This is a genomic window from Sedimentibacter sp. LTW-03 (assembly GCF_052059825.1).
Classification (GTDB): Bacteria; Bacillota; Clostridia; order Tissierellales; family Sedimentibacteraceae; genus Sedimentibacter.
Map to the genome: position 1 here is coordinate 2559851 of NZ_CP197180.1, position 22907 is coordinate 2582757.

General features: G+C 37.0%; 25 protein-coding genes. 1 reads left to right on the top strand and 24 read right to left on the bottom strand.

Annotation, left to right across the window (positions count from 1 at the left end):
• Window positions 1–21 precede the first annotated feature (21 nt).
• The 17 genes from ACS3UD_RS12590 to ACS3UD_RS12670 all read right to left on the bottom strand — a co-directional run bounded on the left by ACS3UD_RS12590 (window position 22) and on the right by ACS3UD_RS12670 (window position 14284).
• Window positions 22–342: a V-type ATP synthase subunit F gene (locus ACS3UD_RS12590; protein ID WP_308139284.1), complete on the bottom strand. Its 321-nt coding sequence runs from the start codon at window positions 340–342 to the stop codon at window positions 22–24.
• Window positions 335–1342, bottom strand: a complete 1008-nt coding sequence (locus ACS3UD_RS12595) for a V-type ATP synthase subunit C (protein WP_308139283.1) — start codon at window positions 1340–1342, stop codon at window positions 335–337. The genes ACS3UD_RS12590 and ACS3UD_RS12595 overlap by 8 nt, the downstream gene beginning before the upstream one ends.
• A gap of 24 nt (window positions 1343–1366) precedes the next feature.
• Complete coding sequence (locus ACS3UD_RS12600; protein WP_308139282.1) at window positions 1367–1948, bottom strand: V-type ATP synthase subunit E; 582 nt, start codon at window positions 1946–1948, stop codon at window positions 1367–1369.
• Between the two features lie 46 nt (window positions 1949–1994).
• Window positions 1995–2477 (bottom strand): V-type ATP synthase subunit K, encoded by a 483-nt coding sequence (locus ACS3UD_RS12605; protein ID WP_308139281.1) that lies wholly within the window; start codon window positions 2475–2477, stop codon window positions 1995–1997.
• 25 nt (window positions 2478–2502) lie between these two features.
• Window positions 2503–4461, bottom strand: coding sequence for a V-type ATP synthase subunit I (locus tag ACS3UD_RS12610; RefSeq protein WP_308139280.1), 1959 nt, complete (start codon window positions 4459–4461; stop codon window positions 2503–2505).
• A gap of 1 nt (window position 4462) precedes the next feature.
• Window positions 4463–4789, bottom strand: coding sequence for an RNA methyltransferase (locus tag ACS3UD_RS12615; protein ID WP_308139279.1), 327 nt, complete (start codon window positions 4787–4789; stop codon window positions 4463–4465).
• A 381-nt stretch (window positions 4790–5170) separates the two neighbouring features.
• Window positions 5171–5614, bottom strand: a complete 444-nt coding sequence (fabZ, locus tag ACS3UD_RS12620) for a 3-hydroxyacyl-ACP dehydratase FabZ (protein WP_308139278.1) — start codon at window positions 5612–5614, stop codon at window positions 5171–5173.
• A 3-nt stretch (window positions 5615–5617) separates the two neighbouring features.
• Window positions 5618–6856, bottom strand: a complete 1239-nt coding sequence (fabF, locus tag ACS3UD_RS12625; protein WP_308139277.1) for a beta-ketoacyl-ACP synthase II — start codon at window positions 6854–6856, stop codon at window positions 5618–5620.
• A gap of 50 nt (window positions 6857–6906) precedes the next feature.
• A complete protein-coding gene (fabG, locus tag ACS3UD_RS12630) occupies window positions 6907–7638 on the bottom strand; it encodes a 3-oxoacyl-[acyl-carrier-protein] reductase (RefSeq protein ID WP_308139276.1) in 732 nt (243 codons plus the stop codon).
• 56 nt (window positions 7639–7694) lie between these two features.
• The gene (fabD, locus tag ACS3UD_RS12635) at window positions 7695–8636 is read right to left on the bottom strand and encodes an ACP S-malonyltransferase (RefSeq protein ID WP_308139275.1); all 942 of its coding nucleotides are present in this window, start codon (window positions 8634–8636) and stop codon (window positions 7695–7697) included.
• Window positions 8629–9588, bottom strand: coding sequence for an enoyl-[acyl-carrier-protein] reductase FabK (gene fabK / locus ACS3UD_RS12640; protein ID WP_308139274.1), 960 nt, complete (start codon window positions 9586–9588; stop codon window positions 8629–8631). The genes fabD and fabK overlap by 8 nt, the downstream gene beginning before the upstream one ends.
• A gap of 101 nt (window positions 9589–9689) precedes the next feature.
• Window positions 9690–9920, bottom strand: coding sequence for an acyl carrier protein (gene acpP / locus ACS3UD_RS12645; protein WP_308139273.1), 231 nt, complete (start codon window positions 9918–9920; stop codon window positions 9690–9692).
• Between the two features lie 158 nt (window positions 9921–10078).
• Window positions 10079–11200 (bottom strand): non-hydrolyzing UDP-N-acetylglucosamine 2-epimerase, encoded by a 1122-nt coding sequence (gene wecB / locus ACS3UD_RS12650; protein ID WP_308139272.1) that lies wholly within the window; start codon window positions 11198–11200, stop codon window positions 10079–10081.
• Window positions 11201–11228: 28 nt separating this feature from the next.
• Window positions 11229–12257: an MraY family glycosyltransferase gene (locus ACS3UD_RS12655; protein ID WP_213923927.1), complete on the bottom strand. Its 1029-nt coding sequence runs from the start codon at window positions 12255–12257 to the stop codon at window positions 11229–11231.
• 1 nt (window position 12258) lies between these two features.
• A complete protein-coding gene (gene rpiB / locus ACS3UD_RS12660) occupies window positions 12259–12720 on the bottom strand; it encodes a ribose 5-phosphate isomerase B (RefSeq protein WP_308139271.1) in 462 nt (153 codons plus the stop codon).
• Window positions 12717–13217, bottom strand: a complete 501-nt coding sequence (locus ACS3UD_RS12665) for a low molecular weight protein arginine phosphatase (RefSeq protein ID WP_308139270.1) — start codon at window positions 13215–13217, stop codon at window positions 12717–12719. The genes rpiB and ACS3UD_RS12665 overlap by 4 nt, the downstream gene beginning before the upstream one ends.
• 8 nt (window positions 13218–13225) lie before the next feature.
• On the bottom strand, window positions 13226–14284 hold the full coding sequence (locus ACS3UD_RS12670; RefSeq protein WP_308139269.1) for an L-threonylcarbamoyladenylate synthase: 1059 nt from the start codon (window positions 14282–14284) through the stop codon (window positions 13226–13228).
• Window positions 14285–14444: 160 nt separating this feature from the next.
• Here ACS3UD_RS12670 and ACS3UD_RS12675 point away from each other — a divergent pair, with 160 nt between their 5' ends.
• Entirely contained in the window at window positions 14445–15182 is a 738-nt protein-coding gene (locus ACS3UD_RS12675) for a ZIP family metal transporter (protein WP_308139268.1), read from the top strand.
• On the opposite strand, the gene ACS3UD_RS12680 is transcribed toward ACS3UD_RS12675, so the two are convergent.
• The 7 genes from ACS3UD_RS12680 to ACS3UD_RS12710 all read right to left on the bottom strand — a co-directional run bounded on the left by ACS3UD_RS12680 (window position 15183) and on the right by ACS3UD_RS12710 (window position 22856).
• On the bottom strand, window positions 15183–15407 hold the full coding sequence (locus ACS3UD_RS12680; RefSeq protein WP_308139267.1) for a DUF3343 domain-containing protein: 225 nt from the start codon (window positions 15405–15407) through the stop codon (window positions 15183–15185).
• A gap of 113 nt (window positions 15408–15520) precedes the next feature.
• Entirely contained in the window at window positions 15521–16105 is a 585-nt protein-coding gene (gene yfbR, locus ACS3UD_RS12685; protein WP_308139266.1) for a 5'-deoxynucleotidase, read from the bottom strand.
• Window positions 16106–16148: 43 nt separating this feature from the next.
• Complete coding sequence (locus ACS3UD_RS12690; protein ID WP_308139265.1) at window positions 16149–17249, bottom strand: FAD:protein FMN transferase; 1101 nt, start codon at window positions 17247–17249, stop codon at window positions 16149–16151.
• A gap of 88 nt (window positions 17250–17337) precedes the next feature.
• Entirely contained in the window at window positions 17338–18723 is a 1386-nt protein-coding gene (locus ACS3UD_RS12695; RefSeq protein WP_308139264.1) for an FMN-binding protein, read from the bottom strand.
• 239 nt (window positions 18724–18962) lie between these two features.
• The gene (locus ACS3UD_RS12700) at window positions 18963–21194 is read right to left on the bottom strand and encodes a beta-propeller domain-containing protein (protein WP_308139263.1); all 2232 of its coding nucleotides are present in this window, start codon (window positions 21192–21194) and stop codon (window positions 18963–18965) included.
• A gap of 206 nt (window positions 21195–21400) precedes the next feature.
• The gene (locus tag ACS3UD_RS12705; protein ID WP_308139262.1) at window positions 21401–21709 is read right to left on the bottom strand and encodes a DUF1540 domain-containing protein; all 309 of its coding nucleotides are present in this window, start codon (window positions 21707–21709) and stop codon (window positions 21401–21403) included.
• Window positions 21710–21788: 79 nt separating this feature from the next.
• Window positions 21789–22856, bottom strand: coding sequence for a DUF3810 domain-containing protein (locus ACS3UD_RS12710; RefSeq protein ID WP_308139261.1), 1068 nt, complete (start codon window positions 22854–22856; stop codon window positions 21789–21791).
• Window positions 22857–22907 lie beyond the last annotated feature (51 nt).

Consider the following 22907-nt stretch of genomic DNA (forward strand, 5'->3'; position numbering starts at 1 on the left):
TTTCATTTTTTATAACTCTAGTTAATCGTTGTTAAATAATATATCCGCACCAACTGCCTTTTCAACAGCCTTTTTGATATTTTCAAATCCTATTCCGCGGCTTCCGCTCATACCCGGTATAGGAATAATTGCCGGCAGACGCTTTTCACCATATTCATAGATAGTGTCTCTGATTTCGTCATAGAAGTTTTCTGTTATATAGATAATAGCATAGTCTTCATTTGCAATTTTCTGCAGTTTACCTTTTGCATCGTCCTTGGTGGTGCAACCAAACACGTCGAGTCCCACAGCCTTAAACCCGAGAACACTTTGTTTATCTCCTATAATACCTATTTTATACATAAGTTTCTCTCAACCTCTCTCTTATTAATTCAGGCGAGATACCTGCAAGTTTACCTGCCATTATAATCCTTGCAATTTTTATCTCATTATCCTTTGCAATCAAATATGCCGCAAGCGGATCAATGCCAAATGAAACAAACTTAGCATCTTTAATGAATTGAATTAATTTATTGTCAAGAAGTTTTTCAAATACCGCAAATAAACCGGTTTCTTCTAAGTATTGAGCACCTTCAAGAAAAGCTTCCTTAAATCCATATCCGGAAATTTGTTCTGCAAATTTTTCTAGCGTCTCATTATAATTGCTTATAAAAGTTTGCTCGCTGATATTTCCGCCTTTAATAAAAACTTTGCTGAAAAAATCCCAAGATTTATCCATCCTCTTCAAACGCACATAAGTTTTTATATTAATTGTATCAATAAGCATTCTAACATAATCAACAATAAACTGGCTTCCTGTATCTTCCGCCGATTTATACATTTCATCGTAACAATACTTATCTAATATAATATCTATTATTTGAGGATCATTTAACTTTGGAAAAGCATCTATAATTTCATTCAATGCCTTGCCCATATTTTCGGTCAATGGTAAAAAGTCTCTTTCATTAAGTGAGTTTTTAAGAACTTTTATATTAATCGTCCCTGTATCTACCAATAAATCCGTTGCGTCAATCCCCAAATATTCTGCTTTCATAAGAACTTTTAAATTATGATAGTCATATGGATACAAAAACATTCTGAAGTAACTGAGCTCCGGAGCTATTGACATAATAAAATCATAAGACTTCTTATGCTCTTCCGTCAATAGTTTTTCAAAATCATCCGGATTTACAGCTTCATTTTCATATCCGTAATTGCATTCTTCCAATATTCTAATGGAATCTTCAGCGGTTTTTGCATCTATCATTCTCTCAGCTCTCTCATGCGACAACATATATTTTTCAACACTTCGCACTCTAGCAACAGAAAAAATATAATCCGTACCTGTTAATTTAGCCAAAGTCATTCCTCCTTTCAGCTGAAATTAATCGAAAAGAACATTAGCTACATCATTTGTCAGTTCATCTTTTATGGAGTCTAACAGCATTTCAAATGTGCTGTTAATTTCAATATCTCCGTTTTTAAGGATGAAACCTCCAATTGAGTTAGTTGTTTTTTCGCTCAATGTAAGCTTCTCTCCGTTTAATTTATTATTAACCAGATTTACCAACTTATCGCCAATTCTTTCCTTATCTTTTTCATTTAAGATAATAGTTCCGCTGCAATTGGGAATATTTATAATTTGTTCCGTTAAAAAGCTTATATATTTATCTTCAGGCATTTCTTTAAGTTTATTTAAAGCAGCACCGAATCCTTTTTTTATACCTTGCTGTTTAGTGCCTAGAATCATCTTTCTTCTTTGAAGCTCGGCGGAAGAAATCATTCTGTTTTTTAAATTTTCAGCATCAGCTTTAGATTTTTGTTCTTCACCGCTTAAAATTTCTTCTGCTTGTTTTTTAGCTTCTTCAATTATTTGCAAGCTTTTATTTTCTGCGTTCTTTATTATGCCTTCAGCAGTGCTGTTCGCTTCATCTAAAATATTCTTAGTAATATTTTCAATGCCCACCTATATCACATCCTTATTATATTTTTTATCTTTAACCAAATATACATTATATAACTATACCGTTTATTATAAGGAATGATACAAGCAGAGCCAATACTGCGTATGTTTCAACCATAGCTGCATAAACCATAGGTTTAGCGATTTGGTCAGGTTTTTTAGAAATCAGCATGATACCAGATGCACATACTTTACCTTGATGAATACCAGAAATAATACCTACTAAACCGATGGGTATGGATCCTGCCAAAAAGTATCCGCCCTGAGCAACTGTTAAAGCTGCTACGTCTGCGCCTAAAAATCCTATCTTATTTAAGATAATGAAAGATATCAAAAGCCCGTAAATACCTTGAGTTCCAGGTAATGCCTGCAGAATCAATGTAGCTCCGAATTTCTTAGGGTCTTCTGCCATAACTCCACATGCCGCTGAACCGGCATATCCTATACCTACTGCACTACCGCATCCTGCAAGTGCTGCTATTGCTGCTCCAAAAATTGCTAAAAAAGTACCTGTTGAAAAAAGTTGTTCCATTTAAAATTACCTCCTAAGATATTGTTTATTTTGTAATTTTTATATACTTTGTTTTCTTCATAAAAGGGTTAAACGCGTCCCCTCCGCCTTCGTAGAATTTACCGAAGAATTCAACATATTGCAATCTGGCTGCATGGACAAATGTACCCAGTGAGTTTATTGCAATATTAAATGTGTGTCCTATCAGTAAAACAACTACCAGCAGTATTGATGCAAATATCCCTGTGCCACCTAACGAACCTAGTACGCTTACAACGGAAGATATTACTCCTGTAGCAAGGCCTAATGCAAGCAGTCTAGAGTATGATAATACATCACTTAAATAACTTGTAATTCCATATAAGCTCAACACTCCGCTAAATAGCTTTGAAATCAATCCTTCCTTCTCTCTTCCCTGAGTCAAAATAAGGCCGATTCCAAATACAATTGTCATCCATTTTCCAACTACGTTAGAGCCTGCTATTACTGAGTTTCCAAATAACCATAACGCGATACCGATTATGAAACCATACCAGAACCCTATATCAAACAATGCGTCCAACGGATGTCCGTCCCTTATATCCATGTATGCCTTGATGCCCATTCCCACAAAAAGGTGCACCACGCCAAACAATAAAGAGAAAATTAAAAGCGTCATCGGTTCAGTAATAGGGTTAATCCATATAGGTTTTATTGCAAAGTCTCCATTAAACATAACTCTTGCAATAGTTGTAAGTGCATCTCCAAAATAGCTTCCAAACATTATTCCCCAAAAAATTGTAGCTAATCCGCAGTAGAAAAACATTTTCATCATCTTTTTCAAGTTGCCTTCGATATTAAATTTTCTGAGGATTATGAAACATGCACCGGATATTATCGCGCCATAGCCTACATCTGCAAGCATCAGACCGAAAAACATCATGTAGAACGGAGCCATTATACTTGTAGGGTCAATACTCGTAGGTGAAGGTAGGCTGTACAACTCTGTAATTGATTCAAATGGTTGTGAAAAAGAATTATTATTTAATAATATAGGATACGGTTCCCCTTCTTCAGGTTCACTGATTTCAAACCAGCATTCATATTTTTTTAATACGGAGCCAATCTGTTCCTTACTTGAATCAGGGATCCATCCCTGAAGGTAAAATGTAGTATCTGTCTTAAGCATGTTGCCTAATATTTTATTCTTGTCTTTTTCGATTGTCAAATAATCATAATAAGCTTGTATTTCTTCTTTATATTGAACATATTCAGAAAAGTTTTTTTCAATAGCAGATTTACTTTCTGATATTTCTTTTAACCTTTTCTCATACAAAGCAATATTTTCTGAAGCTGTTCCAGTTAAATCCTTAAATTCAGCATTATTAAAGCCAAATTGCTTTAATACTTCATAAACGTCATCTTTTTCTTTAGTTAAGCAAATAGTAGTAATATAATACTGCTCTTTGTCGCTAGCAAGTATGTCTATAACATATTTATCAGTTTCTTGGTCTAGATCACTTTTCAGCCTGTCAACATCAATGACACTGGGAACAACACCGATAAATATGCTTGTATATATTGTTTCACGAAATTCTAGGGGCAATTCATATTTTACCCATGGCTTTAAACTCAAAATTGAAGTTTCCAATTTATTTTGTTCAGAGCACAGGTTATTGTATGACTTGCTTAGCTCGACCACCTTTGCTACATTTCCTTCAACATCATTGATGTTGTCAACCATGCTGTCAAATTCCTTCGATGATACTAACCTTCTTGTGCTAAATAGTGGTTTTTTGCTGGTATCATAACCTTCAAGAGTAATAAGAACATCATTGATTTTTGAAATTTTAGAATCGTAGTTCAGCACTGCATCTTCGTTTCCGTCTTTTTTCACATAGCTAAGCCATTCGGGATCTGCTAACTTTGAATCCTGAGAGCTTACTTCAACAACGCCTAAATCCATAATATCCTTTACAAGCCATGATTTCTCGCTGTTTAAGCCCACTATGCTTATTTTGTTCATATTAACTATCGCCACTGGTATTCACTATCCTTTCCAGTATTATAGAAGCTGCTTTATCCATTTTTTCATCTGCCTTCTCTAAAATGTCCTCACATTCTTTATCGGCTTTATTAATAATGTCATCAAATAATTCCCGACCTTGGGATTCTGCAACTTTCAAAACTTCGGAGCTTGCATTTTCAGCAGACTCTCGGGCTTGTTCTGTAATTTGCAGAGCTTGCGCATTAGCATCGGTAATAATTTGCTTAGCTTGCTGCCCGGCTTCTTTTTTAATTGATTCTGCCTTTTCTTCAGCTTCTTTTATTACCTTGATAACCTCAATTGACACTTTACCACCGCCTCTGTTTAAAATTTTTTAAATATAAAAATTCTGCCCATGCTACTACTATAATTTCAAAAAACAAAATTGTCAAGACAGCATAACTATTTTTCGAAAACAATTGCCTGCTTAATAAAAAAGGAAATCCACTGTGTTTCCTTACAAAAATAATGTAATTGATTTTTGACTTTTGTCTTATTAAAAAAATAATGGTTTTTTTATATTTATCCGTAACATATGTTACGCACATAAAATATTTAACTTTTTTTAATATTTACGTTAAAATATTAACATATTGTTAAATATCCATTTTTTAATATTGTTTCCACAAAAATATAAAGTATGTTATAACTCTCTTATTATAACATACTTTTCCATTAAATTATATTGTTATTTTACATTTGTTTGCTTTTCCACCGCAAAAATTAACTCTGCTTCTGCTGCAATTTCATCGTTTACGTATGCAACAGCACTGCCGATTCCAAAACTTCCCTTCAACTTCGTTATTTCCGTAACTAACTTAAGAGTATCTCCGGGAATTACTTTCTTCTTAAACCTGGCACTTTTAATACCGCCAAAATAAACTGTACTTCCGCTGAATTTTTCAAGAGATAATATAGCCACCGCTCCCGTTTGTGCCAGCGCTTCTATTATTAACACTCCCGGCATTACAGGATTTCCCGGGAAGTGCCCCTGAAAAAACTGCTCATTAATTGTAACGTTCTTTATCCCCACAGCTTTTTCTCCTTTTTTCAGCTCAACTATTTTATCAACCAAGAGCATTGGATATCTGTGTGGAATTATTCTTTGTATATCAATTGAGTCATAAATCATGGCTTAGTTCCCTTTATATTTTTTTAATATAAGTGTGGCATTATGCCCTCCGAACCCAAAAGCATTGGACAGTGCGTAGTCATATTCTCTTTCAACACCTTTGTTGGGAACAAAATCCAATCCTAAATCGGGGTCTGTTACCAAGTGGTTTATTGTTGCGGGTATAAATGAATCCTGCAGGGACTTTGCACAAACTATTGCTTCAACAGCACCGGCAGCTCCAAGCAAATGGCCTGTCATTGATTTAGTTGAGCTTATAGGAATTTTGACAGCATACTCTTTAAATATGTTCTTAATTGCCTGTGTTTCAAACTTGTCATTATACTTAGTGCTTGTTCCGTGAGCGTTTATATATCCTATTTCTTCCGGTTTAATGCCTGCATCCTCAATTGAGTGAAGCATGGAACTTGATTGTCCCTCTGAGCTTGGATCAGGAGATGTCATATGGTATGCATCACATGTTGCTCCGTATCCCACTATTTCGGCATATATTTTGGCACCTCTTTTAACAGCATGCTCATAGTCTTCCAACACCATTACACCGGCGCCTTCGCCCATTACAAATCCGTTTCTTTCCTGATCGAACGGTATTGATGCCCTGTTAACATCTGTAGTTGTTGACAAAGTAGTCAACGCATGAAAGCCTGCTATAGAGCACGGAGTTATGGCTGCCTCCGAACCTCCGGCCAGCATAACATCACATATTCCGTCCTGAATCCTTTTATAGGATTCTCCTATGGCATTAGCTCCTGTGGCACATGCAGTCACCGTTGAATAGTTGATATTTTTAGCTTTATATTTTATAGCAACAAGCCCCGATGCCATATTTGAAAGCATCATAGGTATAAAAAATGTAGATACCTTTCCAGGGCCTCTCGTAAGAAGCTTTTCGTGTTCTTTTTCAATGGTGTGTATACCGCCTACAGCGCTTCCTACAACACATCCAAACCTGTCACTGTCTGTTTTTTCAATGTCCAGACCCGAATCTTTAACTGCTATATCAGCTGCCGCTATTGCAAACTGACTGTATCTGTCCATTCTTTTTGATTCTTTCTTATCTATATAATTCGTCGGTTCAAAATCTTTAATTTCTGCCGCCAGCTTTACATTGAAATTGCTTGTGTCAAAAGATTCAATGGGGCTGACTCCGCACTTGCCTTTTTTTACATTTTCCCAAAATTCATCTCCTGAACCTATGGGACTTATAACACCAACACCTGTTATTACAACTCTTCTTTTCATAAATCCTCCTACTAAATGAGCTGTGCTATCTACCAGCTCCTGCATTCTTATTACATATAAAATCCGCCGTTAACAGACAATACCTGCCCAGTTATATATGATGCTTTATCTGAAATTAAAAATTCTACTGCATCCGCAATATCACTTGGCTGCCCTAATCTCTGCAGCGGAATATTTTTCATCATTTCTGCTTTTATATTATCAGGGATTTTATCAGTCATTTCTGTCTGTATAAATCCCGGTGCTATGGCATTAACAAGAATATTTTTCTTTCCTAATTCTCTCGCCATGGACTTGGTCATACCTATTACTCCCGCCTTAGACGCGGAATAATTAACCTGCCCTGCATTTCCAGCAAGCCCTACCACTGATGATACATTTATAATTCTTCCGTGCTTCTGCTTCAGCATTCTTTTCGCTATGTGCCTGCAGCAGTTAAATGTTCCTTTCAGGTTTGTATCAATAACCTTGTCGAATTCTTCCTCCGTCATTAGAGGAAGAAGATTGTCCTTAGTTATTCCTGCATTGTTAATAAGCACGTCCACAGATCCAAACTCCTTGAAAGCCGAGTCTATAAGTTTTTTTGCATCATCATACACTGATATATCGCATTGAACAATAATATTCTCCGTATCCTTGTTGCTGAAATTGCTTATAAGCTCTTCCATACAAGACGTGCTGCTTCTGTAATTTAGCACAAGATTATATCCCAATTCATTTAATCTTGACGCAATGACAGCTCCAATTCCTTTTGAAGCTCCTGTTATTATTGCAGTTTTCATAATTCCCCTTCCTTTTATCGATATTTAAAATAAACTTCCTTTTTTAACAACGTTGCCTATGCGTATGACATCTGCAGGTACGTTTCAAGAGAAGCAATGCTGTCCACATTTATCGATTTGACATTTTTGTCGATTTTCTTTAAAAAACTTGACAGTGTTTTTCCGGGTCCTATCTCAACAAATGTGCTCACACCGTCTGATATCATTTTTCTTACGCATTCTTCCCATCTCACCGGGTTGTAAACCTGCTTCTCAAGCTTGTCGGCAATAGCGGAATCATCATTGTAGTATTCAGTATCCACGTTGGATATTACTGAACATAATGGTTTGCTGAATTTTATTTTTTCTAGATCTTCTTTCAGCCTTGCCCCTGCCGGTTTAAGCATGGATGTGTGAAAAGGCGCGCTTACCTGAAGAGGTACAGCTCTCTTAATATTGAATTCCTTGGTCTGCTGCATGGCATTTTCAATTGCTTCTTTTTTACCGCCCACTACAATTTGACCGGGGCAATTAAAATTAGCAGGTTCCAACAATCCAAACCTCTCTGTAGCAGTATTGCAAAAGCGAATTGCGTCCTCAGCCGTACATCCCAACAGAGCCATCATTCCTCCCTCACCTACAGGAACGGCATTCTGCATATAGTTACCTCGGTTATAAACAAGTTTTACCGCAGTTTCAAAATCCATTGCAGAGGCAGCTGTAAGCGCTGAATATTCTCCAAGGCTCAATCCTCCCATCACAACAGAATCCATCTTTGAATTCTTCTTAATAACCTCATAAATTGCCATGCATACCGTCAACAAGGCAGGCTGTGTAATTTTAGTTATGCTCAAGTCCTCATCCGGACCTTCAAAGCATAATTTTGTTATGTCAAATCCAAGGGCTTGGTTTGCTTTTTCGAATATTTCCCTGCTTTCATTAAAATTTTCATAAAAGTCTTTTCCCATTCCGGCATATTGTGCACCCTGTCCCGGAAATACAAAAGCGGTCTTACTCATCTTTTCCTCCCGTTACTAATGAACTTAATTCTTGCATTATTTTTTCTGCTTCTTCAAACATCTCTTCAATTATTTCCTCACAGCACTGCTCTTTATTAACCAACCCGGCAATTTGCCCGGACATTACAGAGCCGTAATCCACATCTCCTTCTACAGCCGCCTTGTAAAGCCGTCCTCTTCCCAGCTGCTCCATTTCTTCAACATCAGCGTTATTTTTTTCTAAATCTTTAAATTGCTTAACCAACTTATTTTTCAAAACCCTAACCGGATGTCCGGTTTTTCTGCCTGTTACCGCTGTATCTGTATCATTGGCATTTTTAACCTTGTTTTTATAGTTTGAATGTACATTGCATTCTTTTGCCAGCAAAAATCTTGTTCCAACCTGCACACCCTGCGCACCGAGACTGAATGCAGCGGCAATTCCTCTTCCGTCACCTATACCTCCTGCTGCTACAACTGGAACACTTACAGCATCAACAACCTGTGGTGTAATACACATAGTCGTTATTTCACCCACATGTCCGCCTGATTCCGTCCCTTCACAAATTAGGGCATCAGCTCCTGCTTTCTCCAAATGCTTTGCATATGCAACTGACGGAACTACAGGTATAACCTTGATTCCCGCTTCCTTCCACAGCTTCATATATTTCCCCGGATTACCGGCACCTGTTATAATAACGGGAACTTTTTCTTCAATAAGCATCATCCCCACTTCCTTTGCATGAGGGCTTAAAAGCATAACATTAACGCCAAACGGCTTATCTGTAAGATCCTTAATCTTTTTTATTTCTTTTCTGAGTGCTTCGGCAGTATTGTTTCCCGCAGCTATTACACCGAGACCTCCCGCCTCTGAAACCGCAGCCGCCAACCCCGCATCTGATATTTGAGCCATGCCCCCTTGAAATATTGGATACTTTATATTCAAGAGGCTACATATATTTGACTTTAACATATAATCTCCTTTGTATTTATTACTTAATCTGACATGTTTCACATATGAGAAAACGCCTGTCAAGGCGTTTTAGGTTGATGAAAATCATCAAGATGATATTATTAATTTTGTTTGCTTTCAATGTAATTTACGATGTCCCCTACTGTGACAAGCTTGCCGTAATCATCTTCCTCAATCGTTACATCCAGTTCATCTTCAATTTTGCTTATTAATTCAAATAAGTCCAGTGAATCAGCTCCCAAATCGTCCTTAATTTTGCTTTCTAATTTTATATTTTCCTCTTCAACATCCAATTCTTCAACTAAAATTTCTTTAACCTTTTCTAAGATCATTATGTCCTCCATTGATTTAAATATCTATTATTTTGATTTATACATTTATCCTTTGTCTAATATTTTGATATTCGAAGTATATAATAAAAATAATTCTTTGTCAATATTTTTTTTAAAAAAACCCGCCAAAGGGCGGGTTAAATTCGTATTATCCAATATTAAAGCATTTTGCTTATAATAGCTTTTCTGATATGTTCTGCAGCCATTCCGTCTCCGTAAGGATTAACTGCATTAGCCATTTTTTTGTATTCATCTTCACTGTTAATAAGCGCATCCAACTCAGCAAATATTTTCTCTTTGTCAGTTCCAACCAGTTTTGCCGTACCGGCATCAATGCCTTCGGGTCTTTCGGTTTCTCTTCTTACAACAAGCACAGGCTTCCCAAGTGACGGCGCCTCTTCCTGAACACCTCCCGAGTCTGTAACAACCAGGTAGCACTTATTCATTAGGTTGGTGAATGGAAGGTAATCAAAAGGCTCTGTTAAATGAATTCTGTCCATGTCTCCAAAAACCTTCCTTGCTATTTCTCTCACCTTTGGATTCAAATGCATGGGGTATATTACCTCCACATCATCATTCTTCTGTACAGCTTCTTTAACCGCTGAGAAAATATCCTCCATAGGCTTGCCAATATTTTCTCTTCTGTGAGCAGTTAGTAGCACAACCTTTTTATTTTTAAAATCTATTTTGTTAAGACTCTCATTTTCAAATTTATAATTATCATCTATAACCCATTTTAATGCGTCTATGGACGTATTTCCTGTAATAAATATTTTAGACTCTTCATAGCCCTCACGCAGCAAATTATTTTTTGATATTTCGGTGGGAGCGAAATGAAAGTCCGTTATAACTCCGGTCAACTTGCGGTTTGCTTCTTCCGGATATGGAGAATACATATTTCCGCTTCTCAGCCCCGCTTCAACATGTCCTATTTTTACTTGATGATAAAAGGCTGCCAAAGCTCCGGTAAATACTGTTGTAGTATCTCCCTGAACCAGTATCAAATCAGGCTTAAAATCCTCAACAACCTCCTCCAGACCGCTCAGTGCTCTGCATGTTATTTGCGTAAGCGTCTGTCCGCTTTGGAAAATGTTCAAGTCATAATCCGGCTCTATGGCAAATATTTTCAGAACCTGGTCAAGCATATCTCTATGCTGTGCAGTAACGCATATTTTCGTTGTGAAATGCTCTTCATCACTTTTAAGTGCCTTAACTATTGGAGCCATTTTAACTGCCTCCGGGCGTGTCCCAAAGATAATGAGAGTTTTTATTTTATTCATGAAACCTCCTATGTAACAAGATTATTTTTTACTGTTCTTTTCTGGTAAACAATCCGCCGATTTTAGCAAAATAAAATACTGCCACAACTACAATCGTAGCAACAATTATGCCTACAAACGGTTCTGTATCGGCTATTGCTATTGAAACAATTCCCAGCATCATGCTTATAAAATACATTATAAGTACAGTCTGTCTCTGGTTAAGCCCTGACTTCATCAGCTTGTGATGCAGATGATCTTTATCAGCCTGCATTATCGGTTTATTGTTCAAATATCTTCTGATAATGGCAAAAGTTGTATCAAAAATCGGAAGTCCCAATGCAAATATAGGCACCGCCAACGCAACAGCCGCAACACTTTTTACCATTCCCGAAACGGACGTAACAGCAAGCATGTATCCAAGCAACAGCGCGCCTGTATCTCCCATAAATATTTTTGCGGGATTGAAGTTAAAAGGAAGAAATCCCAGCGAAGCTCCCGCAATAATAGCACACTGCATAACAATAAAATCATGTCCCATATTTGCTGCAGTAAAAAGAAGAGTTGTAGCCGCTATGCTGGCTACTCCGGAAGCAAGTCCGTCCAGTCCGTCAATTAGATTTATTGTATTTGTTATCCCAACTAGCCAAAATAATGTTACGGGATATGAAAGCCATGTCAAAAGATAGCTCATGCCTGTTTCCGAGAGAGGGTTCGTAATAAAATGAATCTGAACTCCACCCTTTATGGCAACCATAGCAGCTATAACCTGCATAAGCATTTTAATCTTTGCAGGCATATCATACATGTCATCAACTATTCCCGTAAGAACAATCAAGGTAGCTCCAGCCATTATATGCAGGTTTGTTGCGTTTCTCGGCATGTACACAAACATGCATGCCATTATAGAAATGTAAATAGCAAGTCCTCCAAAATATGGCATAGGTTTGCTGTGTATTTTTCTCGGATCTTTCGGAACATCCAATGCCCCGACTTTAATTGCAAGCTTACGCGCAGGAGGAGTCATAATAAAAGATATTATGACTGCCGATATAAATGCTACAATATAACCGTTCATATTATTCCTCGACTTTAAGCGTTTTTTCTATATCCATATCAATTAATTTATTGACCCTTCTTTCATGTCTGCCACCTTCAAAATCCGTCGAAATCCATGTATCAACAATATTAAGAGCCAATCCTTTTCCGATTACTCTTCCTCCCAATGCAAGCATGTTTGCATTGTTGTGCATTCTTGACATTCTTGCCATAAATTCATTGGTGCATAATGCGCATCTTATTCCTTTTACCTTGTTTGCAGCTATGGAAATTCCTATTCCGGTTCCGCATATTATTATTCCTCTGTCCGCTTCATTACATGCAACAATTTCTGCAGCTTTCTTCCCATAATCAGGATAATCCACGGATTCTGTATTATAAACACCGATGTCATTAACATCATAGCCGTTTGTTACTAAGTGTTCCTTGATAGTTTCCTTTAATTGAAATCCTCCATGGTCACATGCAAGTACTATTTTCATTTTTTCCTCCATTGTTCTTCTATAGTTATTTGTATATTATTCACTATTATGTTTAGTTGTTCTTCTATTTCTTTTGCACTGCTTTCATAGACATTATAATTCAGACCGTAAGGGTCTGCAATATCCAAATTTTTTCTTTCTGTTTCTTCGCCATTTATAATCAGTGCAAATTCCTTAAGGGTATAAACTCTGTCCGAATACTCCGGAGCCGCGTCCACTATGATTTTTTTATGTCTCAATGTCATAGTTAAAATCAAATCTGATTCGGAAATAATTTGTTTAGTAAGCTGTCTTGATCTGTGATTTGATATATCAATACCTTTTCCTGCCAATGTACGTATTGCTTTCTCATTTGCACTTTCACCTTCAAACGTGCTGATTCCAGCTGATGACACATGGATATTCTCAATATTTTTTTCTTTAATCATATATTTAAAAATACCTTCGGCCATACTGCTTCTACAAGTATTACCCGTACATACGAACAAAATATACATAAACACCTCTATACTATTATTGTTTCACTGGAAGCCTTTCCCAGCCTGTTCATTATTGCCTTTCCAAGACCATTTTCATCTACGGCTTCAGCAAGTATGATATTAACTCCCATGTGGTCAAAATTTCTAAGGTCCTTAAATAGATTAGACGATATGGAAAGGGGTTTTGTTCTGTCTCCGCATAAAATAGTTAATTTTCCTTTATAATATTTTTCAGTCTGCGCAGTTGACATTATGCCTACTTTATATCCATCAGAAGAAAACTTTGCATAATCTTCGTTTATTTTTAAAGCAATTTTCTCAATATCTCCCTTATACAGAATCACCTTCGCCTTGGGAGAATAGTGCCTGTATTTTTGTCCCGGAGACTTTGGAACTATTTTTTCACTGCTTTTAATGATTGCGGGATCATACTTACAATCCCCTAGCAAATCTTTTATTTCCTCACCGGTAACTCTGCCTGGTCTTAGTATCATCGGGACCTCGGAAGTCATATCAACTACTGTGGATTCCAGACCTATATCCGTGCTGCCTCCGTCAATTATCATATCCACTTTTCCCATTAAATCCTCTATTACATGATCAGCTTCAGTGGGACTTGGTTTGCCCGATGTATTTGCACTTGGTGCTGCAATAGGCTTACCGCTTTCTTTTATCAACGCCAGTGCGATTTTATTTTCCGGAAGACGGATTGCCGCCGTATCAAGACCGGCTGTTATCTTATCTGACAATATATCTTTTTTGTAAAATATCATCGTAAGAGGTCCCGGCCAATATTTTTCAGCCAGCTTCTTTGCATTTTCCGGGATGGTTTTCGCCAAGCTGTACAGTTCATCAAGCTCTGAAATATGTACAATAAGCGGATTATCTTGCGGCCTTCCCTTTGCTTCGAATATCTTGTCAACAGCCTCGCCGTTAAATGCGTCCGCACCTATGCCATACACTGTTTCTGTAGGAAATACAACAGTTCCTCCCCTGTTAATAATATATGCCGCTTCCTTAATCACACCAATATCTATATTTTCACGATCCATCTTCACTACTTTAGTCTTTATCATTTTTTCCATGTTACACCTCTGTCAAAATTGATATCTCTGCCAATCTAAGGCTTATTATATAACACATTATAAACATAAACAAGATTTTACTTCTTAATATTTTATTTCATAAACCTAAAATTTAAATATCCACATATATATTAATATAAAAGGTTACAGGAGGACAAACGTGAACATTTTATATTATTTTGCAGCAGGTTTCATAATAGGAGGAATAGGAACACTAATAGGAGGATTGATTGCCGTCATTATTCCAAAGCCTGATGAACGAACGCTGTCTGGTATGTTGTGCCTTGCTGCAGGTATAATGCTTTCAGTAATATCTTTTGATCTCATACCTGAAGCATACGAAATAGGCGGCTTTTTTATAGTTACACTAGGCTTGGCAATTGGACTCTTAATTGTGTTTACAGCAGAAAAAATGATACCCTCACATAAGTTTGCCCGATATAAGGGAAAAAAATTAAGCTACATAAAAATGAGCTTAATAATTATGATTAGCATGAGCCTCCACAACTTTCCAGAAGGAATTGCTGTGGGTTCAAGTGCTGTATATTCAGAAACTCTCGGTTTAAAAATAGGTATTTTAATTGCCGCGCACGACATACCAGAGGGAATGAGCGTAGGAATTCCCCTAATCATGAGCGGAGTTTCACCGTTATCAGTAATACTTTTGACAATACTAACCGGGCTTCCCACAGCATTTGGAGCAGTGGTCGGAGCGGCTCTTGGGGGTATTTCTAAATATTTCATAGCTTTCTGCCTATCGGCAGCAGCCAGCAGCATGCTTTATGTTTCCGCAAACGAGCTTATTCCGGAAGCAAACCTATTGCACAGAGGAAGAAGCAATGCAGTATTTTTACTTGTGGGATTCATATGCGGATGTTATTTAAGCTATGCTGTATAATCACGCGCTTAAATAGATATTATCATAAACAAGCTTGTTGTTTTCAATAATATCCTTCATTTTATTCATATCTGACTTAAAAAAACGAATGCATATCCCGCAGCTTGAGCTTATACTTCTGGGAACAGGTATTACCTTGTATTCAATGTCATGTTTTTTTACCTCTGTTTCCACTTTCATAGCATAGGACACAGATTTAAATGTCATGTAGTTATATTGATCCATATTGTACCTTCTTATTTTATACTCAATTTCAGTATATCATACATAGCCTAACAGTCTAATGAAAAAAAGTTATAATAACAGATTCTATTATAACCTTTTTTATATACTTTTATCTATTCCATTTCATCCAAAGTTAAACCATAACCGCCCAAAAATTCATCCATAAAGATTTTTACATCCTGCCTGTTCATACTGCTCAGTTCCCTGAATATGGATTGCTTTGCATTTGTAAATTCTCTGTTGCCGGATTTTTCTTCTTCAATACATTTGATGTAAGCGCTCAGCTTGTCCGCAGCCTTAACTGTTTTCCATACTTCTTCATCCTCAGCCTCAGGTATAAGTATGGGCTCATATTCCTGATAAAAATCCTCCGGCAGCATCTTTAGGAGAGTTTTGCTTGCAGACAATTCAACTTCTTTGTACGCATTATTGATTGCGGGATTAAAATACTTAATCGGTGTTGGCATATCACCTGTCAATATTTCCGACGAATCATGATAAATTGCAAATAATACAGTCTTATTGACATCAATATCTTTTCCCATTCTTTTTTTCTGTATAATTGCCAAAGCATGTGCAATTACCGAAACGTCAAGACTGTGTTCCGACACATTCTCCTCTTTCGTGTTTCTCATTAGCCCCCACCTGTTAATGTACTTCATCCTGGAAATAAGGGCATAAAAGTTCGATTTTTTCATAAATTCTCCATATTCAAATTCCTTGTGAAAATCGTATATAAATTTATTTTCCTTTGGCCGCAGTTGCTCCGGTAGATTTCATTATTTCCTTCATGCCTTCTGTTGTTTCAATAGTTCCATCCTTAAATATCCACAATGCTTCAGCATCTAAAGATTCAACCAAGACTCTGCCTTCCTCGTACGGCATGAGGAAAACCGTAGTAGACAGAAAGTCTGCCATCCCTGAATTGGCAGTTATAACAGAAACAGCCCTAAAATAATCTCCCGGCATCAATGTATCGGGATCTATCAAATGATGTACCACCTTGTCTCCTACCATGTAGAATCTCTGGTAATCTCCACTTGTAACTACAGAAGCATCTGTAAGAAACACCGTTTCAATAATGCTGTCTTCTGAATTTCCCACTACTGCATCAGGGTTTTGAATTCCAACACCCCACTTATCTCTTAAGCCATCCATAGGTTTACCAAATGCTCTAATATTTCCACCTGCACTGATGATTCCCGATGTTAAACCTTCCTCGGTTATTTCCTTCACAACAATCTCAGTGGCAAAGCCTTTTGCAACAGCTCCCACATCAATATTCATAAGCGGGTCATTAATATAAACAGTGCTGTTTTCCACATCAACCATTATTTTTTCAATATCTGTGTGTTCATTTGCAGCAACAAGATCCTCCATTGGAGGCAGCTTTGCATCAGCAGGATTATAATCAGCCTCATCTCTGTATTCATGCCATATGTTCAGCACAGCACCCATAGCTATGTTTGTCTTTGTTCCTACTTCCTCATACTGTTTTTTGCAGAACAGTATTAAATCAATAATTTCCTTGTCAACCTTAACCGGCTTTACTCCAGCATTGTCGTTGATTGTCTTAATGTTGTTAATTCCTTCATAGTCATTGTACTTGTCATATAATTTATGAAGTTTCTGCATTCTCTCATGAATATGCTCCGCATATCCGTTAAATTCTTCTTCAGTCTTTGCATATCCTACAACCTGAGTTACAGTATCAAAGGTATCAAAAAAAGTATTTGTATACTTTTCATATTCCTGTTCAGTTGGAGGTTCTTCTTCCTGACAGCTTGTTAGCAAAGTAAAGGTTAAAACTGCTGCCAAAATAAAAGCAATTATTTTTTTCATTTTATCACCCTAGGTTATAATAACAAATATTTTAAACATTATCAATAAAAAACTCCCCTGACAATAGAGGGGAGTTTTGTTTTATAATTTATCTTGCGTTTTCAATTGCTTCCGCAACTATTTTTTGATATCCGTCAACAGTTATTGTTACAGATGATGTTAATTCTGGTACATCTGGAACTGCTGTATGGCTAGCATCTCTTTCTTTAACTTGCAGCCCTGCAATTTCATCAGCTGTTTTGCCTGCCATCCACTCTTCGAATGCTTCCATTTGCTCGAACCATTCTTTGCCTATGCTTGAAGCTTTAACCATTCCGTAGTCGGCTCCAATTTCTTTCTTTGTTTTTAATTCTGCAGTCTTGTCAGAAGTTAAAACACCGCTGTCATCATAGTTAATTCTAACCTGAGCAACGTCAACTATTGATTTAGCAACTTTTCCATCTTTATCAAGAGCTACTGCTGTCATGTAAGTATCAACCTGTGCCATTGGCAGCTCATCTGCTGATTTATCTTTTGACTTTCCAATGTGAGTTTCAATTCCAAGTCCAACTGATTCAGCTCCTGCAACATCTTCTGCTTTTTCCCAAGCTTCTTCAACTGCTGCTATATAACTTTCAACCGAAATTGTAACCGATGATGTCAATTCCGGAACATCCGGAACTGCAGTGTGGTTTTCATCTTTTACTTTAACATTTAAGCCGGCAATTTCTTCAACAGTCTTGCCAATCATCCAGTTTTCTAAAGCTTCTATCTGCTCATACCATTCTTTGCCTATGCTTGAAGCTTTAACCATTCCGTAGTCAGCGCCTATATCTTTTTTAGTCTTAACTTCAGCTTCTCTGTCTGAAGTAACCTTCATATCTTCGTCAAAAGCAACTTTTGTCTGAGCCACATCAATTGTTACGCTGGCAACCTTACCTTCAGCATCAAAACCTACAGCAGCTATAGTTACGTCTGCCTGTGCTGTAGCTGTAGCATCAGCTGTTGCGTCTTTTGATTTAGCTATTGAAATACCTTGGCCTAGGCCTATTTTTGAAATAGATCCTGCTTCTCCTACAGGCTGCTCTTCTTTTGGCTCTTCCTCTGGTTCTTCCTTAGGCTCTTCAGCTTCTATAGGCCATGGGTTTGCTTCAGGATCCAAAGCGTTTTTAACCGCATAGATTATAGCATTACTTGTTACCGTAGCACCCGCTACAACATCTACATCGGCTGAATTAGCTTCAACTATTTTTGCAGGAAGTTCATCAATTGCATTTGAACCTATACCTGCTGTTTCGCTATCTCCAACTGCCTTAACATCAGTTATTTTATCTCCTTCTTTTGTAACTGTAACAGTTACTTCTCCACCAAAGCCTTCGCCTGTACCGTTTAATGTAACTGCTTCTGCAGCAGGTTCATTTGCAGGCTGGCTGGCGCATCCGAATAGTGATACCACCATCAAAACTACTAAAATTAATGATACTGTTTTTTTCATAAAACCCTCCAAATTATGTATATAATTTTTTAATCAAACATGTCCGATTATAACATATTGCTCAAAGTTTGACAATACGTTAATTAGTTTTTGTCCACACTATACCTGCATATACATATCAAAATATTGATCAACTTTAATACCTCATCGCCTTTTATATTGGGAAGCTGAACAATAAATAAGAAATACAATTAATTTTGCATAAATCATTGTTGCACTTATGTAAAATTATGTTTCCATTACTTAATTATTAGCTCGTTGACCTTTTTATCAGTACCAATGTTATATATCTGCATCTCATTGTATGAAAAACTGTATATGTAGTCTCCGATATATATAACTCTTCTTATTTCTGAACCGCCATATGAAGAATTTTCTGTCTCATGGCTTATTTTATTTTTCAGCTTGAAGCCGTTATTATTCACATTGTATATATATGCACCGTTAAATTCAGTCTTATAGTTTTCCCCGTTAACAGTAACAGGAAATGTCATCAGTCCCTTGTTCAGTGAAAACATCAGCGCTTTATGATTATACAGGATCTCAGAATATGTGCCTGCTTTTCCGATCGTTTCCGTTTGCAGTTCAGCCGGCTTATCTGCATCTGTGACATCGAACAATGATAATTTTAACCCTCCGTTAGTGGTTACTCCGCCTGAATTTTGTTCTGTGTCGTAACCAAATCCAATAATATGATTCTCGTCCACTACATGAAGATATGTGCTATAGCCCGGTACTTTCAGCATTCCCTCGACCACAGGTTTTGCAGAGTCAGATGCATTTATAACATAAAGCGGGTCTACCTGCTTAAATGTAACCATATAGATGCGGTCTCCGGCAAATCTTGTTGAATATATTTTTTCTCCCGGGGCTAATCCCTCTAATTTTCCGATAGCATTTAACTTTTCATCCAATATATAAACATTATTTTGAGAAGTGCCCCTCCACATTTCTCCTGTGGTAGTAGCTATCCTGAACATCCCGTTGTGCTCATCCATGGAAAATTGATTTATAATAGTTCCCGGTACACTGCCCTGCGATACAACATCTACGTTTCCTTTGTTTAAGCTGAATTTATAAATTACGGTTCCGGAAGTATAGACCGGATTATATAATTCTTTCTGCTCAATTGAATCGTCATAGGAATAATCCGTTATGGCGGCATACATATTGTCTTTAGATACATAAATGGAATCCGAGCCTCCCAGGTACACATCTACATCGGGCTTTGAAGATTTATCCGACAAATCTATCCCCGCCGTGTACATATACCTTGCTTCAATGTGATTGGGAAAATACTTTATTTCATCATAATCAAATTCATATGTTGAATCAGCCAGCACATCTGTATAATACGGCATAGGTATTTCGACATCACTTTTGCTGTACATGTCATATCCGTAATTTATATACTTTGTACTTATTAAATATAATTTGTCTTCTATCATTCTTCCCGACAAATAATTTCCGTCAAAAAGGTATTCTTTTTCCAGAACAGGCTTTCTGATATTTTCAATATTGTAAACCAACACATTTACTCTGTCTTCATAATACCTATACGGCATCATCAAAGAACCTACTTCCATTGATTTATTATAATTCATTGTGTGGAAATAATTGTTCTCCCCGATTACAGCCAGCTTTCCGCCGGCAGCAAATATTTCGCTGATGTACGTGTTTTCGGGTACATTTATTTCTGCTTCTACCTTTGGATTATCAGGGTCTGAGTCAATTATTTTCAAACCGCTTTCAGTATTAATAAATATGTATCTGCCGTCATTTTTAATTATATCTCCTTCCTGCACTCCGTCCACCTGATTATTTGTATCTGAACTATCATTCATTTCCGGAGCCATAGGAGCCTGCGAAGTTCCGACCTCTTTTGAAACAGTGTTTTCGTTTGTATCTTCCACTATATCATCTATGGCAATACCGCTTTCAAGACCTATATAACCAAAAAGCCTTGAGTTGTACTCAAGCAACGCTAAAAGGTTATCTTTTGATCCCACTGTCAATACAATGCTTCTTGAAATTTCGGATGGAGCGTTTGTCGTTATGTATATTGAGTTTGAGTTGCCGTCCCAACTTACCGTATGACCCAAGCTTTCAGTTATAAATCTCAAAGGAACAAATGTCCTGCTGTTTATCATTCTTGTAGGAACATCAATTGTTCTGATTTCACCGTTGACCATAACTTTGTCCTTACCCAGAATCATTTCAATTTCGTTGTAATCGTCCTTTATTACCGCTTCTGATAAGCTTTTATTCCAGTCAACCTTTGCACCGATTTTTTCAAAAACTCCCCTTAGCGGTACCAGCGTTCTGCCGTTTTCTATCACAGGACTGACATCGAATTCCACATATTTGTTATTTACGTAGACATTAACTTCGGTTGAAGCAAACGCGGCAAAGCTGAAGCTGAATATGAAAACAATTATAAGCACTGCTGATTTTCTAAGTATATTTTTCATAATATCTCCTTTCTATTATTAAGGGCTTTTTACCTTTCTCTGTTATATTAACTTAGACGAACCGCATTATAATTTGTTCCTGAATCCAGCAACTTCTTGATACCCATATTACTACTTTCAAATATTAAAGCTACACAATAAAAAAGGAAGCGCCGTATCCTTTTAGGATTGATGACACTTCCTTTTATACCCTTAATAATTCTATTCTAATCTTTAAATGTACTGCAGCATGTTTCCTCCGAATGCTGAGCATTTTTTCCGTTCACAACTACTCTGGATGCCTCGCATCTCTCATTTGTATTGTACACACAGTTTCCTGCCTTGCACATAATATCCGTTTCGCTTTTAGGTTCATGAACGGAACTTCTGACTCCAGGCTTTTGTTCTATAAATGTTTCACAGCATGTGAACCTGCTCTCGTTAGCTTTCTCTCCGTCTACGTTCAAGTTCGGAGCTGTACACCCTTCTCTTTTGTTAAAATAGCAGTTTGATACCGTACAAACAATATGCGCCATGTTTTTTCTCCCTTCAGTTCATTTTTAAAGTAGTCTATCCTTTCTGAACCAAATTATGCACAACTGTACGGTCATAGTCTTACGAAAAATATGCAAGAAGCAAATCAACCATTCTTCCGTAGCTTTTTACCCCGTCCTTCTGATTGTTGCTTTTCAAATATCCGTCATTTATTTTAGTTGATATTTCAGCGACCTTCGTTTCATACCTCTTCCAATAACTTGTCGAGTATCTCATGTCATTTTTGACTTTTTCCGAGTACATTTCAATTAAATTCGTATATGCATTATAATCCTCGCGATAAAGTGCATTCATGCTGTATGACAAGGCAAGCATTGTTCCGCTGTATGCAAAATCATCATAGCCTGAACTCATGCAGGCAAGATAAGAAATAAAATTAGCTTCATCCTCCCTCATAAATCCTCTTAAATGTACCAGCTCATGCAACATCGTAGACGGCAGCTGGTAAGGAGGTACATTTTTATTCACATTTGCCTCAAATGTAAAAGGAAAAAACATTCCCGTTATGCGCATGTTTGACATAACATTTGAGAAAGTAACCAGCTTGGGCTGAGGGTAGTTTCCCTCCAACACTTTGTATTTTTGTGACAGGCTGTCAAATGATATCTTAGCTCTTTCAGCTGTTTCATAATAATTTTCATCAAACAGCTTTGCAGTATTCTGTTCCCCTGTATCCAGACCTTCCCTTAGATTATTTGCATCTTTTATCAACTGTTTGCAGAGATTAATTAATTCCTCCTCAGACGATTCCTTTATTTCCAAGCCGCTGTAATAAGCAAATTCATACCTGTGGTAATTTATGCCGCAAAACAAAACAAAAGTAAACAAAATTACACTCACCACAAGGACGGTATTCACAAAAAAATTCTTTAAATGAGACATTGATTTATCTGATGCGGTTCTAAATACTGTAACTGATAAAAAAGCAACCCCTGCCGCAATTAATGCTATTATAATAAATTCTGCTAATGAAAATTTAATCTTAGATGTAAAAAAAGAAACTGTTTCCGCAAAAAATGGATATATTCTTAATGCGTAAAATTCCGCAAATCCATCATAAAGCCTCGCACATGCTGTAAGCATCACCGAAGCGGCAATAAAAATTGTAATAAGGACTTTTTTGTTCATAACTGCCCCTCCTGTTTAATAATGTTATTATACCATAAAGTATTAAAATAA